The sequence below is a fragment of the Streptomyces sp. NPDC017520 genome (assembly GCF_044329855.1).
Lineage (GTDB): Bacteria > Actinomycetota > Actinomycetes > Streptomycetales > Streptomycetaceae > Streptomyces.
Window position 1 is genome coordinate 381,198 of sequence record NZ_JBIRKB010000004.1, and the last position, 14,420, is coordinate 395,617.

At 73.6% G+C, this 14,420-nt stretch carries 14 protein-coding genes; 5 read left to right on the forward strand and 9 right to left on the reverse strand.

Annotation, left to right across the window (positions count from 1 at the left end; genetic code table 11):
* The 8 genes from mnhG to ACH4KB_RS12360 form a co-directional block, all read right to left on the reverse strand.
* Positions 1-354, reverse strand: coding sequence for a monovalent cation/H(+) antiporter subunit G (gene mnhG, locus ACH4KB_RS12325; protein ID WP_361871393.1), 354 nt, complete (start codon positions 352-354; stop codon positions 1-3).
* Positions 351-686 carry a monovalent cation/H+ antiporter complex subunit F gene (locus tag ACH4KB_RS12330; protein ID WP_398065897.1) on the reverse strand — a complete coding sequence of 112 codons (336 nt, stop codon included), beginning with the start codon at positions 684-686 and terminating at the stop codon, positions 351-353. Before ACH4KB_RS12330 ends, mnhG begins: the two co-directional genes overlap by 4 nt.
* Complete coding sequence (locus ACH4KB_RS12335) at positions 683-1,309, reverse strand: Na+/H+ antiporter subunit E (RefSeq protein WP_398065898.1); 627 nt, start codon at positions 1,307-1,309, stop codon at positions 683-685. The genes ACH4KB_RS12330 and ACH4KB_RS12335 overlap by 4 nt, the downstream gene beginning before the upstream one ends.
* A complete protein-coding gene (locus ACH4KB_RS12340) occupies positions 1,306-2,955 on the reverse strand; it encodes a Na+/H+ antiporter subunit D (protein ID WP_398065899.1) in 1,650 nt (549 codons plus the stop codon). The genes ACH4KB_RS12335 and ACH4KB_RS12340 overlap by 4 nt, the downstream gene beginning before the upstream one ends.
* On the reverse strand, positions 2,952-3,569 hold the full coding sequence (locus ACH4KB_RS12345; RefSeq protein WP_398065900.1) for a Na(+)/H(+) antiporter subunit C: 618 nt from the start codon (positions 3,567-3,569) through the stop codon (positions 2,952-2,954). Before ACH4KB_RS12345 ends, ACH4KB_RS12340 begins: the two co-directional genes overlap by 4 nt.
* Positions 3,566-6,469, reverse strand: a complete 2,904-nt coding sequence (locus tag ACH4KB_RS12350; RefSeq protein WP_398065901.1) for a Na+/H+ antiporter subunit A — start codon at positions 6,467-6,469, stop codon at positions 3,566-3,568. The genes ACH4KB_RS12345 and ACH4KB_RS12350 overlap by 4 nt, the downstream gene beginning before the upstream one ends.
* A gap of 218 nt (positions 6,470-6,687) precedes the next feature.
* Positions 6,688-7,089, reverse strand: a complete 402-nt coding sequence (locus tag ACH4KB_RS12355) for a RidA family protein (RefSeq protein ID WP_398065902.1) — start codon at positions 7,087-7,089, stop codon at positions 6,688-6,690.
* Entirely contained in the window at positions 7,086-8,345 is a 1,260-nt protein-coding gene (locus ACH4KB_RS12360) for an acyl-CoA dehydrogenase family protein (RefSeq protein WP_398065903.1), read from the reverse strand. Before ACH4KB_RS12360 ends, ACH4KB_RS12355 begins: the two co-directional genes overlap by 4 nt.
* Before the next feature lie 162 nt (positions 8,346-8,507).
* On the opposite strand from ACH4KB_RS12360, the gene ACH4KB_RS12365 reads away from it, so the two are divergent.
* Genes ACH4KB_RS12365 through ACH4KB_RS12385 form a run of 5 tightly spaced genes read left to right on the forward strand, consistent with a single transcriptional unit; the run spans position 8,508 to position 12,092 of the window.
* Entirely contained in the window at positions 8,508-10,196 is a 1,689-nt protein-coding gene (locus tag ACH4KB_RS12365) for an AMP-binding protein (RefSeq protein WP_398065904.1), read from the forward strand.
* A 9-nt stretch (positions 10,197-10,205) separates the two neighbouring features.
* Positions 10,206-11,027 (forward strand): PaaX family transcriptional regulator C-terminal domain-containing protein, encoded by an 822-nt coding sequence (locus ACH4KB_RS12370; RefSeq protein WP_398065905.1) that lies wholly within the window; start codon positions 10,206-10,208, stop codon positions 11,025-11,027.
* A 56-nt stretch (positions 11,028-11,083) separates the two neighbouring features.
* A complete protein-coding gene (locus ACH4KB_RS12375; protein ID WP_398065906.1) occupies positions 11,084-11,311 on the forward strand; it encodes a hypothetical protein in 228 nt (75 codons plus the stop codon).
* On the forward strand, positions 11,278-11,556 hold the full coding sequence (locus ACH4KB_RS12380) for a hypothetical protein (RefSeq protein WP_398065907.1): 279 nt from the start codon (positions 11,278-11,280) through the stop codon (positions 11,554-11,556). Before ACH4KB_RS12375 ends, ACH4KB_RS12380 begins: the two co-directional genes overlap by 34 nt.
* Positions 11,557-11,597: 41 nt before the next feature.
* Positions 11,598-12,092 carry a hypothetical protein gene (locus tag ACH4KB_RS12385; RefSeq protein ID WP_398066066.1) on the forward strand — a complete coding sequence of 165 codons (495 nt, stop codon included), beginning with the start codon at positions 11,598-11,600 and terminating at the stop codon, positions 12,090-12,092.
* Here ACH4KB_RS12385 and ACH4KB_RS12390 read toward each other — a convergent pair.
* The gene (locus ACH4KB_RS12390; protein ID WP_398066067.1) at positions 12,079-14,400 is read right to left on the reverse strand and encodes a bifunctional salicylyl-CoA 5-hydroxylase/oxidoreductase; all 2,322 of its coding nucleotides are present in this window, start codon (positions 14,398-14,400) and stop codon (positions 12,079-12,081) included. The two genes, ACH4KB_RS12385 and ACH4KB_RS12390, sit on opposite strands and share 14 nt — an antisense overlap.
* Positions 14,401-14,420 lie beyond the last annotated feature (20 nt).

The following is a 14,420-nucleotide window of genomic DNA, read 5'->3' on the forward strand; positions in this document are numbered from 1 at the left end:
TCACTTGCCGTCGGTGAGCTGCTCGTCGAGTTCGTCGAAGAGCAGGTCGCCGTGTTCGATCTGCCCGGTGCGGTACGCGGAACGGGCCACCAGGTGCGAGGCCACCGGTCCGGTGAGCATCTGGAAGAAGGCGATGAGGCCGAGGGTGGCGAGTTCCATGCCGCCGCGCAGCCGCAGCGCGACCCCGGCCAGGACCAGGATCATGCCGAGGGTCTGCGGCTTGGTCGCCGCGTGGCTGCGGGAGAGGACGTCGGGGAGCCGGATCATGCCGATCACCCCGAGCAGACAGATCGCGGCGCCGACGAGGAGCAGTGCGGCGCCGGCCGTGTCGGCGATCTGGTGCCAGAGATTCATCCCGGGCCCTCCTCGGTGTCGTCGGGGCGCGGGGAGCGGGGCGTGTGGCGGGGCCGGTCGCGTACGGCGATGAAGCGGGCGATGCCCACCGAGCCGGTGAACCCGAGGAACGCCAGCACCAGCATGATCGGGAAGTAGAACGGGTCCCGGGCGAACGCCGACTTGGCGGCGAGTCCGGCGATGATCAGGGCGGCGCAGACGTCCAGCGAGATGGCCCGGTCCAGCATGGAGGGGCCCCGCCAGATCCGGGCCAGCAGCAGGGCCCCGGCGAGCAGGATCAGGACGACGGCGGTGGTCAGCAGGATGTGGTCGACCTGTTCGGGCGCGGTCATGGCGCGGGCCTTCCTGCGGCGAGCTGGGGCGGTGGCGGGGGTTCGGCGACCCGGGCGATCTCGTCGGGGGTGCCGAAGGCCCGTACGGTCAGTTCCTCGATCCGCCACACCTGGCGCCGGGCGGCTTCGAGCTCCTCGGGCCGGTCGGCGTCCAGGACGTGCAGGAAGACCGTGGCGGTGGCCCGGCGCACCTCGATGATGGAGCCGCCGGGGACGTTGGAGACGGCGACGGCGGTGGCCGCGAGCATCAGGTCGCTGCGGCAGCGCAGGGGTACCCCGATCACGGCGGCCCGGTGCGGCAGGCCGAAGAAGGTCTGCCGGGTGACCTTCACCCCCGATGTGTACATGTCGCAGAAGAGGTAGCCGACCAGGCGCAGGATGCCCCACAGGTGGAGCCGTAGTCCGAGGTCGACCCGGGGCAGCGGGAAGGCGAGGCAGACGGCGACCGAGACGACCAGGCCGGTGATGACGTTGGCCCAGGTGAGGGTGGACCAGAGCAGCACCCAGATGACGGTGAGCCAGGCGATGAGCGGCAGGTCCAGCACGCGTCGGCGGGTGCCGAGTTCGCAGCTCAGCGGCGGCAGATCGGCGCTGCGGAACGAGAGGCGCAGGATGCGTTTCACCGGCCCAGCACCTCCTGGACGTAAGGGGTCCGCCGGAGGATCTCGGCGGCGGTGCGGTCGGTGAAGGCGGTGAGCGGGCCGGCGAACACCGTGAAGGCGAGGCCGATCGCGACGGTCGCCGCGGTGGCCGCGATCATCGGGCGGGGCAGCCGGACGGTGGTGATGACAGCCCGTTCGTGCAGGGTCGCGGCGACGGCCTCGCCTGCCGGGCGGGGGGTCGCCACGCCTTCGTCACCGGTGCCGTGGATCCGGTCGGGGCCCGCGTCCGTGTCGTCGTCACTGTCGTCGCCGGACTCCAGGACCGTGCCGGCGACGGCCTGGCCGGGCGGGGCGGCGCGCCAGAAGGCCAGGTTCCAGACCTTGGCGACCACGTACAGCGTCAGCAGGCTGGTGGCCGCCGAGCCCGCGACCAGCAGCCAGGCCCAGCCGCCGCCGTCGGCGACGCCGGCGCGCATCAGCCCGAGCTTGCCGATGAAGCCGGACAGCGGGGGGATCCCGGCGAGGTTCATCGCGGGGACGAAGAACAGCACGGCGAGCATCGGCGCGGCCCTGGTTAGACCGCCGAGCCGGGTCAGCTCCGTGGTGCCGCCCCGGCGTTCGATGAGCCCGGCGACGAGGAACAGGGTCGTCTGGACGGTGATGTGGTGGGCGACGTACACGATGGCCCCGCCGTACGCCTCGCGGGTGGCGAGGCCGATCCCGAAGACCATGTAGCCGATGTGGCTGATCAGGGTGAAGGAGAGCAGCCGCTTCAGGTCGGTCTGGGCGACCGCGCCGAGGATGCCGATGACCATCGAGGCCAGTGCGATGGCCATCAGGAGGTCGCCGATGCGGTTTCCGGGGAAGAGGAGGGTCTCGGTGCGGAGCATGCAGTAGACGCCGACCTTGGTGAGCAGTCCGGCGAAGACGGCGGTCACGGGGGCCGGGGCCGTGGGGTAGGAGTCGGGGAGCCAGGCGGCGAGCGGGAAGACGGCCGCCTTGATCGCGAAGACCGTCAGCAGCAGCGCCTGGATCAGGGTCTGTACGCCGATGGGGAGATCGGCCAGCCGGCCCGCGAGCTGGGCGAAGTTGGCGGTGCCGGTGGCCGCGTACGTCATGGCGATGGCGGTGAGGAAGAGCATCGAGGAGAACAGCGAGATGATCACGTAGGTGGAGCCCGCCCGCATCCGGGGTCCGGTGCCGCCGAGGGTGAGCAGGACGAAGCTGGCGACCAGCATGATCTCGAAGCCGACGAAGAGATTGACGAGGTCGCCCGAGAGGAACGTGCAGGAGACCCCGGCGACGAGGATCAGATAGGCGGGGTGGAAGACGGCGAGCGGGGTCTCCTTGTCCCGGTCGGTCATGCCCTGGCCGAGGGAGTAGACGAGCACGCAGAGCGTGATGGCCGAGGAGACCGTGAGCATCAGCCCGGACAGCCGGTCGGCGACCAGGGTGATGCCGAGCGGCGGGGCGAAGTCGCCGAGGTGGACGGAGAGCGGGCCCTGCCGGTCGGCGGCGATCATGAGGATCACCGAGAGCGCGAGTACGGCGGACAGCACGGCGACGCTGATGAAGCGCTGGAAGCGCCCCAGACGGGTGCCGAAGGCGAGGCTGAGACCCGTGGCGCACAGGGGCAGCAGCACGGGCAGCGGGACGAGCGCGTTCATCCGTCGGCTCCTCGGTCACGGGGGTAGCGGTCGTCCGCCTTGGCGTCGCCGTCGCGTGCGTAGTCCTCCGGGTCCGCGCCCAGCACGTCGTTCCACAGGTTGCCGGAGGCGTCGCGGCCCCGGGCCTGGCGGGCGCGGTCGGCGCGGAGCCGGTCGCGGAGCCGGCGGCGCTCCTCGCGGTAGCGTTCGCGCTCCTCGGCGGTGGGTTCGGCCCCCGACCGGAACTGTTCACGCAACTGGGCGCGTTCGCCGAGCACTTCGGCGCGCAGCACGATGCGGCGGTCCTCCAGGTCGTCGTGGACCTCGTCGGTGCCGGTGATCTGGTGGCTGCGGTAGGCCATGGCCAGCAGGAAGGCGGTGGTGGCCAGGGTGATGACGATGGCGGTCAGCGCGATGGCCTGGGGCAGCGGGTCGGTGACCCGGCTCAGGGACACCCCGTAGAGCAGGGGCGCCGCTCCGGCCCGGCCGGTGGAGGAGAGGACCAGCAGGTTGATGCCGTTGCCGAGGATGACGGCGCCGAGCAGGATGCGGGTCAGCGGGCGGGTGAGCATGAGGGTGCCGCCGACGGCGCAGAGCACGACGGCGGTGGTGAGGAGCGAGGCGCTGACGATCACCGGGGGGCCCCTCCCGCCTCGGGGCCGCCTTCGGGGGTGAGGACGCCCGCCGCCCGTTCGATCTGCCGGTCGATCTTGGCACCGAGGGCCCGCACGATGTCGAGGACGACGCCGAGGACCAGCAGGTAGACGCCGAAGTCGAAGAGGACCGAGGTGCTCAGGTGGTAGGTGCCGAAGACCGGCAGGTGTCCGTAGTACGTGAAGGCGTGCAGGACGGTGCCGTCGGCGAGTCCGAGGAGGCCCACGCCGGTGGAGATGAAGAGACCGAGGCCGGTGAAGAGGCCTGGTTGCAGGGGGGCGGCCTGGGCCAGTTCGAAGCGGCCGCCCGCCAGGTAGCGGGTGATCAGGGCGAGTCCGGCGACGAGTCCGGCGACGAACCCGCCGCCGGGCAGGGACTCGGCGCAGAACAGCAGGTAGAGCGAGAGCACGAGGATCGGGTGGAACAGCAGCCGGGCCACCACTTCGAAGACGATCGAGCGGTGCTCGGGGGCGAGGGTGGCTCCGGCGGCCAGCCAGCCGCGTTCGGGGGCCGCGTCGTCGCCCTGCGGCAGTCGGGAGGCGTGGTGCGCCGAGAGGGACCAGGCGGTGCGGCCCCGCAACTCCTCCTGGACCATGGTGCCGTCGCTGCGGCGGTGCAGGTAGATGAGGCTGGTGACGCCGACCGCGGCGGCGGCGAGCACGGCGGACTCCCCCATCGTGTCCCAGGCTCGCAGGTCGACGAGGATGGTGGCCACGACGTCCTTGAGGCCGTGGTCGGCGACCTCCTGGACCATGGCGGCGCCGGCCGGTTCGGCGGTGCGCGCGGCGGCGGCGACCCACATGCCGACGCCGACGGTGGCGGCGGCCGCGAGCGCCGTCGGGATGCGGACGGCCCGCCGCCAGGTGCTCACGGTCTCGTGGAAGTGGACGGGCATCCGGCGCAGTACGAGCACGAAGACGATCATCGAGACGGTCTCGACGCAGAACTGGGTGAGCGCCAGATCGGGCGCTCCCTGGACGACGAAGAGCAACGCGGTCCCGTATCCGGTGAGGCCGGCCAGGACGACGGCCTTCATGCGCCGTCGCACCGTCAGACAGAGCAGGGCGGCGGCGCAGGTGAGGGCGGCGACCGCGCCCTGGAGCGGGTTGTCCCAGAGCCGGGGGCGCACGGCCCCGTTCCAGGGGGTGTCCACCATGAGGACGGTGAGCTGCCCGGCGAGCATGACGAGGAGGGTGGTGGCGAGGTACACGGAGAGTGAGCCGCGCTGGATGAAGCCGGTGACCTGGAGGGCGAGACGTTCCTGCCCGAGCAGCAGATGACCGAAGACGCTGTCGGCGGTGGGCCAGGCGATCCGGCGGGAGAGCCGGGTGACGTGGGCGCGGCCGAGGAAGAGGACGGCGCCCGCGGCCCAGGCGAGGGCCGACAGGAGCAGCGCGGTACCGAAGCCGTGCCAGAGGGCGAGGTGGTACGGCTTCCCCCCGGCCGGGAACGTGTCGGCGTACGCGCCCAGCAGCCGGTCGGTCCAGCCGACGCCGGGGCCGAGGACCAGGCCGAGGGCGGCGAGCAGGGCGGGCGGGGCGAGGAAGGCCCACCCGACGCGGTGGACGGGGGTGTCGGGGACGCCGGGCTTGCGGGCGAACGCGCCCCAGACGAACCGCAGGCTGTACGCGGTGGTCAGCGCGGAGCCCGTGACGACGACGGCCAGCGCCCACCGGTCGGCGGCGGAGCCGTGCAGCAGCGCCTCGAACGCGGCCTCCTTCGCTGCGAAGCCGAGCAGCGGCGGGAGGGCGGCCATGGAGGCGGCGGCGAGGGCGCCGACACCGGCGACGTACGGCAGGGAGCGGCCGACTCCGGACAGTTGGCGCAGGTCGCGGGTGCCGGCCGCGTGGTCGACGATGCCGGTGACGAGGAACAGCGGGGCCTTGAAGAGGGCGTGCCCGAGGATCAGCGCGGCGGCAGCGAGCGCGGCGTCGCGGTTGCCGGTCCCGGCGAGCAGGGTGAGGAAGCCGAGCTGGCTGACGGTCCCGTAGGCGAGGACGAGCTTGAGGTCGTTCAGGCGCAGCGCCCGCCAGGCGCCGAGCAGCATGGTCGCGCCGCCGAGGACGAGCACCACGGGTTTCCAGACAGGGACGTCGGCGAAGGCGGGGGCGAGCCGGGCGACCAGGTAGACACCGGCCTTGACCATCGCGGCGGCGTGCAGATAGGCGCTGACGGGGGTCGGCGCGGCCATGGCGTTCGGCAGCCACATGGAGAACGGCCAGATCGCGGACTTCGACAGGGCCCCGCACAGCACGAGGACGACGGCGACGGACACGGCGAGGGTCGTCTCGGGCGGGTCGGCGACGATCGCGGAGATCCGGTAGGTGCCGGCGGCCTGACCGAGGATCAGGAAGCCGACGAGCATGGCGAGGCCGCCGAACGTGGTGACGACGAGGGCCTGGAGGGCGGAGCGGCGGCTGTGCCGGTGTTCGCTGCCGTGGCCGATGAGCAGGTAGGAGAAGACCGTGGTCAGTTCCCAGAACACATAGAGCGTGATCAGGTCGTCGGCGAGGACGAGGGCGAGCATCGCGCCCGCGAAGGCGAGCAGGTTCCCGGCGAAGCGGCCCAGTTGCGGGGTGTCGTCGGTGAAGTAGGAGGCGCAGTAGAGCAGGACGAGCGCGCCGACCCCGGCGGCGAGCAGCACCATCAGTTCGGCCAGCGCGTCCAGGCGGAGGTCGAGGGCGACGCCGTAGTCCGGGATCCACTGCCAGGACCAGGTGTCCGCGCCTCCGGACGCGGCGGTGCTCCAGCGGGTGAGGGCCCAGACGGTGGCCGCCGCCGGGGGCAGGGCCAGCACGACGAAGGCCCGTCGGCCGAGCCGGTGCACCAGCGGGCCCGCGCAGGCCGCGAGCGCGAAGTGGGCGACGATGAGCGCGATCACCGAGGGGTGTCCGGTTCGGGCGGCGGGGCATCCGGAATAAAAGGCACTAAATACAGATATATCGCTCAGGCTGATTCACTCGACCGGCGCGCCGCACGCCTCCCGGCCGCTGTCCCCGGGGGGTGCCTCAGCCGTGTCCGGCGCAGGGTCCGCGGTGGTCGCGGTACGGGGTGTCAGCCTCGCCCCGCCGCCCGCCCGCCGCTACTCGGACGCCCGGCTCACGGCAGGACCGCGACCCCGTCGATCTCGACCATCGCCTGCTCGTCCCAGAGCCGGACCACCCCGATGACGGCCATCGCCGGGTAGTCGCGCCCCGCGAGCCTGCGCCAGATCCGGCCCAGCTCGGGGGCGTGGGAGCGGTAGTCGGCGATGTCGGTGGCATAGACGGTGACCCGGGCGAGGTCGGCGGGGGCGCCGCCGGCCGCGTGGAGAGCGGTGAGCAGATTGCCCAGGGCGACGGCGAACTGGTCGGGCAGGGTGGCCCCGACGACCTTTCCCTCCGGGTCGAGTGCGGTCTGCCCGGCGAGGAAGACCAGGTGGCCGCCGGTGGCGACGACGGCGTGGCTGAATCCGGTGGGCGGGGAGAGTTCGGCGGGGTTGATCCGGTGGGACGGACTCATGCGGGCGGCTCCTGGGTGAGGCCCGCGGGCTCCACGGGCTGCTGGGCTACGGGCTGCTCGGTGCCGGGCTGCTCGGTGCCGGGCTGCTGAGCGGCAGGCTGCTGAGCGGCGGGCCGCTCGGCGGCGGGCTCGGACCGCTGGGCGGCGCTCGCGTACAGCTCCTTGGCGATGATGGTGCGCTGCACCTCGCTCGCGCCCTCGTAGATCCGCGGCGCGCGGACCTCGCGGTAGAGGTGTTCGAGCGGATGACCCCGGCGCAGGGCGCGGGCGCCGTGCAGCTGGACGGCGGCGTCGACGACGTACTGCGCGGTCTCGGTGGCGTACAGCTTGGCCATCGCCGCCCGGCGCGGCACGCCGCTCTCCCCCGCGTCGTACGCGGCGGCCGCCGCGTACACCAGGAGGCGGGCGGCCTCGGTGCGGGTGGCCATCTCCGCGACCTGGTGCGAGACGGCCTGGAGGTCACTCAGCGGGCCGCCGAACGCCGTGCGGTGGGCGGTGTGGTCCAGGGTCGCGTCGAGGGCGGCACGGGCCATCCCCACGGCGAACGCCCCGACGCTGGGCCGGAAGAGGTTGAGGGTGTTCATCGCGACGCGGAAGCCCCGGTCGGGCTCGCCGAGCACGTCGTCGGCGGTGACCGGTACGCCGTCGAACTCCAGGGTGCCGATGGGGTGCGGGGAGAGCATGTCGAGGGCGGAGCCGGTGAGTCCGGGGCGGTCGGACGGGACCAGGAACGCGGTGACGCCGCGGGATCCCGCCCCGGGGGTCGTCCGGGCGAAGACCACGGCGAAGTCGGCCTCGGGGGCGTTGGAGATCCAGCACTTCTCGCCGGTGAGCGCCCAGCCGGCCGGGGTGGGTTCGGCGGCCAGGCTCAGGGCCGCCGCGTCGGAACCCGCGCCCGGCTCGCTCAGCGCGAAGGCGGCGACGGCCCGCCCGGCCCGCACCTCGGGGAGCCAGCGCTCGCGATGGGCGGCGGTGCCGGCCTGGACGATCGGGGTGGTGCCGAGGCCCTGGAGGGCGAGGGCGGTCTCGGCCTCGGTGCAGCCCCGGGCCAGGGACTCGCGCAGCAGGCACAGGTCCAGCGCCCCGGAGCCCAGCATCCGGTCGAGGAGGCCCAGCTCGCCGAGAGCGGTCAGCAGCGGGCGGTTGACGCGCCCGGGCTCCCCCTTCTCCGCCAGCGGGCGCAGTTCCTGCGCGGCGAGGGTGCGGAGCTCCTCGCACCAGGCGGTTTGTTCCGGTTCGAGGGAGAATGCCGTCATGGCGGCGCCTCTCTTGTCGCGTCGTGTCGGTCGTACCACGTGCCCTGTCGCATCGCATCGTCGCGTCGCGTCGCAACGCATCGCACGTCATGTCTTATCGCGGACCGTTGACTACCGTCACCCAAACGATACGCTCCAGAGGCGACAAGGGGGCGATCCTTCATGGAGCCGAATTCCTCGCCGAACACGCCCACAGCCGCCGCCGACGCGTCCGTACGCGTCCCCGGCGCGCATCCCGAGCCGTCCGGTCACGCCGCGGGCGCCCACGCCGACACCTTCACGCGCGACCATCTCCCGCCTCCGGAGCAGTGGCCGGAGCTCCTTCTCGACGATCCCGCGCCGCGCTACCCCGACCGGCTGAACTGCGGCCACGAACTGCTGGACCGCACCGTCGAGGAACGGGGCGCGGACCGCCCCGCGCTGCTCTCCGGCGACGGGAGCGTCTGGAGCTACGGAGAGCTGCGGGAGACGGTGGACCGCATCGCCCATGTGCTGACGGACGACCTGGGCGTCGTGCCGGGCAACCGGGTGCTGCTGCGCGGGCCGACGACGCCCTGGCTGGCCGCCTGCTGGCTCGCCGTCATGAAGGCGGGCGGGGTCGCCGTCACCGTACTGGCGCAGGCGCGCGCGAGTGAGCTGGCCACCATCTGCTCGCTGGCGCGGATCGGCCACGCCCTGTGCGACGCCCGGTCGGTGCGGGACCTGGCGGAGGCGGACGTGGAGGGTCTGCGGATCACCCTGTTCGGCGGGGACGCGGCCGGGGACCTGACCCGGCTGGCCGACGCCAGGACCGGGCCGTACCGGGCGGTGGACACGGCCGCCGACGAGGTCGCGCTCATCGCGTTCACCTCGGGGACCACCGGACGCCCCAAGGGCTGCATGCACCTGCACCGGGACCTCCTGGCCATCGCCGACACCTTCTCCGAGCACGTGCTGCGCCCCTCGGCCGACGACGTGTTCGCGGGCAGTCCACCGCTGGGCTTCACGTTCGGCCTGGGCGGGCTGCTGGTCTTCCCACTGCGGGCCGGGGCCTCGACGCTGCTGCTGGAGCAGGCGGGCCCGCGGCAGCTGCTGCCCGCCCTGGTCCGGCACCGGGTCTCGGTGCTGTTCACCGCGCCGACGGCCTACCGCACGATGCTCGGGCAGCTGGACGGCCACGACCTCCCGGCGCTGCGGCGCTGCGTGTCGGCCGGGGAGAACCTCCCCGAGGCGACCTGGCGGGCCTGGTACGAGGCGACGGGGCTGCGCATCATCAACGGCATCGGGGCCACCGAACTGCTCCACATCTTCATCTCCGCCGCCGACGACGCGATCCGGCCGGGCACCACCGGGGTGCCCGTGCCGGGGTGGCAGGCCCGGGTGGTGGACGAGCGCGGGGACGAACTGCCCGACGGCGAGGCGGGGCTGCTGGCCGTGCGCGGTCCGGTCGGCTGCCGCTATCTCTCCGACCCCCGGCAGACGGAGTACGTCCGGCACGGCTGGAACATGACCGGCGACACCTTCGTCCGCGAACCGGACGGCTACTTCCGCTACGTGGCCCGCGCCGACGACATGATCATCTCCTCCGGCTACAACATCGCGGGCCCCGAGGTGGAGGACGCCCTGCTGCGCCATCCGGAGGTCGCGGAGGCCGCCGTGGTGGGCCGGGCGGACGAACTGCGGGGCGAGATCGTGGTGGCGCACGTGGTGCTGACGGAGGGCTCGGGCCAGACCGCGGACTCGCTGCGCGCTCATATGAAGGCCAGCCTGGCCCCGCACAAGTGCCCGCGGGTCTTCGTCTTCCCGGCGTCCCTGCCCCGTACGGCCACCGGAAAACTCCAGCGGTTCCTGCTGCGGGACCAACGCCCCTAAAGTGATCACGTGGCCGAGTTGCGCACCCCCCGTTCCCTGATCGTCACGCTCTACGGCGCCTACGGCCGCCCGCCGGACGGGGCGCCGTTCGCGGTGTCGGAGCTGATCCGTCTGCTGCACGCCGTCGGCGTCGACGCCCCTTCCGTACGCTCGTGCGTCTCGCGGCTGAAGCGGCGCGGACTGCTGGTGGCCGCCCGTGCGGCGGACGGTTCGGCGGGGTACGCGCTGTCGCCGGACGCCCGGCAACTGCTGGACGACGGGGACCGGAGGATCTACGGGCGGCCCGGGCCGCGGCTCTCCGACGGCTGGGTTCTCGCGGTGTTCTCCGTGCCCGAGGCGGAACGCAACAAGCGCCATCTGCTGCGCTCCCGGCTGGCCCGGCTCGGCTTCGGCACGGCCGCGCCCGGGGTGTGGATCGCGCCGGCCGGGCTGTACGAGGAGACCCGGCACACCCTGGAGCGGCTCGGACTCGCCCCGTACGTGGAGCTGTTCCGCGGCGAGCACCTCGGTTTCGCCGCCACCCGCGAGGCGGTGGCCCGCTGGTGGGACCTGACGGCGGTGGCGCGGCTGCACCACGAGTTCCTGGAGCTGCACGAGCCGGTGCTGCGGGACTGGGAGGCGGCCGGGGACACCGGCGACCCGCCCCGCCCGCAGACCGCCTACCGGGACTATCTGCTGGCCCTGGACTCGTGGCGGCAACTCCCGTACGCCGACCCGGGTCTGCCGTCGGAGCTGCTGCCCGGGGACTGGCCGGGCGGGCGGTCGGCGGAGGTGTTCGGCCGGCTGCACGAGCGGCTGCGGGACGCCGGGGAGCGGTACGTGCGGCCGTGACCCCGCCGGGGTGAAATCCAGGTGCCCCGGGCCCCGGCCGACGGGCAGGATGAGGCATGACCTGGACCTTCACGAGCGACGTCGCCACGTTCCTCGGCGCGGCCGGCGCGTCGCTCGCCGCGCGGCCCGTCGAGCACACGGTGGCGCTGACCGTCACCGAGCGGCTGAGACGTGCGGGCCCGCACCACTACGGCGGGGGCGATCGGTGCTCGGCTGGTGGTGCGGGGCGGACGGGACGGTGGCGGGGACCGTGCTGCGCACTCCGCCGCATCCCGCGCTGCTGAACGCCGTGCCGGCGGAGGCGGTGGGTCCGCTGGCCGAAGCCCTGGGAGCGGGGCCGGATCTGGACGCCGTCAACGCGGACCGGGACACCGCGGCGCGGCTGGCCGCCCGGCTCCCCGGCTACCGGACCGAGCAGGAGCAGCGGCTGTACCGGCTGGGCCTGGCGCGACCGCCCTCCCCCGCGCCGGCGGGCCGGGCCAGGGCGGCGACGCCGGCGGACCGGCTGCTGTTGAGGAGGAACCCGTGACGGAGCAGCACGTGGACGGGGGGCCCGCCAGGGCGATGCCCATGGCCGAGGCGCCCGTCACGGCGATGCCCATGGCCGAGGCGCCTGTGACGGCGGAGCCCGTGGCGGCGGAGCCGTTGTGGCTCGTCGCCGCGAACGTGGTGCGGTGGCGGCGGTACGGGGACGGGGGGCGGGAACTGCGGCCCGGGACCAAGTCGTACCGGGGCGGGTCGAAGGTGCACGTCGTCAGCACCTATGGGGGCATGGGGCACGAGGAGCTGACCACCATCGGGCGCGGCCGGCACACCGGCGCGTACATCACCATCGACATGGCGACCCGCAATCTCCACACGTTCCGGCCCGTCGCGGTGTACAGCCCGGCGGTGCTGCGCCGCGCGGCGGCGGTGGGCGTCGACGGGTCATGGGCCACGCGGGAGGACGCCGAGGAGCTGGCCGCCCTGCTGGCCCGCCTGGCCCCGCGCTACCGCGAGGAGCACTGGCACGGAGCACCGCACCCCGTCCCGTGCCGCTGCCACGACTGCCTCAGCCCAGCGTGAGCCGGGGCTTCGGTCCGTCGGTGCGGCCGGTGGGCGGGGGGCGGCTGCCCGCGCCGTACGGAAGGGGCCAGGGAGCGCCGGGGCCGCTGTAGCCCTGCTCGGCCGCCGCGTGGAGGGTCCAGTGCGGGTCGTACAGATGGGGGCGGGCCAGGGCGCAGAGGTCGGCGCGGCCCGCCAGGAGCAGGGAGTTGACGTCGTCCCAGGAGGAGATCGCGCCGACGGCGATGACGGGGACGCCGACGGTGTTGCGGATCCGGTCGGCGTACGGAGTCTGGTAGGAGCGGCCGTACTCGGGGCGTTCCCCGGCCACGACCTGGCCGGTGGAGACGTCGATGGCGTCGGCCCCGTGGTCGGCGAAGGCGCGGGCGATGGTGACGGCGTCCTCGGCGTCGGTGCCGCCCTCGGCCCAGTCGGTGGCCGAGATCCGTACGGTCATCGGCCTTTCCCGCGGCCAGACTTCACGGACGGCGTCGAAGACCTCCAGCGGGAAGCGGAGCCGCCCGGCCAGGGACCCGCCGTGGGCGTCGGTGCGGCGGTTGGTGAGCGGGGAGAGGAAGCCGGAGAGCAAGTAACCATGGGCGCAGTGGAGTTCGAGGAGGTCGAAGCCGGAGTCGGCGGCGCGCCGGGCGGCCGCCACGAACTGCTCACGCACGGCGTCCAGTCCGGCCCGGTCCAGCTCCGCGGGGACCTGGCTGACGCCCGGTTCGTACGGGAGCGGCGAGGCGGCCGTCAGCGGCCAGTTGCCGGACTTCAGGGGCTGGTCGATGCCCTCCCACATCAGCTTCGTGGAGCCCTTGCGGCCGGAGTGGCCGAGTTGCACGCCGATGGCGGCGCCGGGCGCGGAGGTGTGGACGAAGTCGGTGATCCGCCGCCAGGCGACGGCCTGTTCGTCGTTCCACAGACCCGTGCAGCCGGGGGTGATGCGGCCTTCGGGGCTGACGCAGACCATCTCGGTCATGGTGAGCCCCGCTCCGCCGAGCGCCCGGGCCCCGAGGTGGACGAGGTGGAAGTCGGCGGGCAGCCCGTCGGTGGCGGAGTACATGTCCATGGGCGAGACGACGACGCGGTTGCGCAGTTCGAGGCCGCGCAGGCGCAGGGGGGTGAACATCGGCGGGGCGCCCGGTGGGCAGCCGAACTCCTCCTCGACGGCGGCGGTGAACGAGGCGTCGCGCAGCCGGAGGTTGTCGTGGGTGACCCGACGGCTGCGGGTGAGGAGGTTGAACGCGAAGCGGCGGGGCGGCTGGTCCACGTAGGTGGCCAGCTCCTCGAACCAGTGCAGGCTGGCCGCCGCGGCGCGCTGGGTGGAGGCGACGACCGGGCGGCGTTCGGCCTCGTACGCGGCGAGGGCCGTCGGCAGATCCGGCTGCTCCTCGACGCAGGCGGCCAGCGCGAGGGCGTCCTCGACGGCGAGCTTGGTGCCGGAGCCGATGGAGAAGTGGGCGGTGTGGGCCGCGTCGCCGATGAGCACGGTGTTGCCGTGGGACCAGCGGGAGTTGGCGACGGTGCGGAAGGCGAGCCAGGAGGACCTGTTGCCGCGCAGCGGGCGGCCGTCCAGCGCTTCGGTGAAGAACTTGGCGCAGCGGGCGGTGGATTCGGCCGCGTCGCAGGTGTCGAGCCCGGCGGCGCGCCAGACCTCCTCGCGCATCTCGACGATGACGGTGGAGGCGTCCGCCTTGTACGGGTAGCCGTGCAACTGCATGACGCCGTAAGGGGTTTCGGCGATCTCGAAGCGGAAGGCGTCCAGCGCGAAGTCGGCGGCGAGCCAGATGTAGCGGTTGCGGTGCTCGGTGACGCTCGGGCCGAAGGAGTCGGCGTGGGCCGCGCGGGTGGCGCTGTGCACCCCGTCGGCGGCGATGACCAGGTCGTGGTGGGCGGCGAGCTCGGCGGCGGGCGGGGCCGGGGCGCGGAAGCGGAGGTCGACGCCGAGGCCGGCGCACCGTTCGTGCAGGATCTCCAGGAGCCGGCGGCGGCCGAGGGCGGCGAAGCCGTGGCCGCCGGAGGTGTGGGTCCGGCCCCGGTGGACGACGTCGATGGTGTCCCAGCGGACGAACTCGCGGCTCAGCGCCCGGTACACCTCGGGGTCGGCGTGTTCGATGCCACCGAGGGTCTCGTCGGAGAGGACGACGCCGAAGCCGAAGGTGTCGTCGGGGGCGTTTCGCTCGAAGACGGTGACGGCGCGGTCCGGGTCGAGCCGTTTGAGGAGGGCCGCGGCGTAGAGCCCGCCGGGGCCGCCGCCGATGACCGCGATCCGCCGCACGCGGTCCGGCTCAGCGGCGCCCGGGCGACGGGTCGCTTCGGGGGCAGGCACGGCGGTGCCCGGGCTCCGGG

Excerpts from the sequence above, each read along its gene's own strand:
- mnhG (WP_361871393.1), bottom strand. The coding sequence starts at position 354 with ATGAATCTCTGGCACCAGATCGCCGACACGGCCGGCGCCGCACTGCTC.
- ACH4KB_RS12330 (WP_398065897.1), bottom strand. The coding sequence starts at position 686 with ATGACCGCGCCCGAACAGGTCGACCACATCCTGCTGACCACCGCCGTC.
- ACH4KB_RS12365 (WP_398065904.1), top strand. The coding sequence starts at position 8,508 with ATGGAGCCGAATTCCTCGCCGAACACGCCCACAGCCGCCGCCGACGCG.
- ACH4KB_RS12355 (WP_398065902.1), bottom strand. The coding sequence starts at position 7,089 with ATGAGTCCGTCCCACCGGATCAACCCCGCCGAACTCTCCCCGCCCACC.
- ACH4KB_RS12385 (WP_398066066.1), top strand. The coding sequence starts at position 11,598 with ATGGCCGAGGCGCCCGTCACGGCGATGCCCATGGCCGAGGCGCCTGTG.
- ACH4KB_RS12360 (WP_398065903.1), bottom strand. The coding sequence starts at position 8,345 with ATGACGGCATTCTCCCTCGAACCGGAACAAACCGCCTGGTGCGAGGAG.
- ACH4KB_RS12340 (WP_398065899.1), bottom strand. The coding sequence starts at position 2,955 with ATGAACGCGCTCGTCCCGCTGCCCGTGCTGCTGCCCCTGTGCGCCACG.
- ACH4KB_RS12375 (WP_398065906.1), top strand. The coding sequence starts at position 11,084 with ATGACCTGGACCTTCACGAGCGACGTCGCCACGTTCCTCGGCGCGGCC.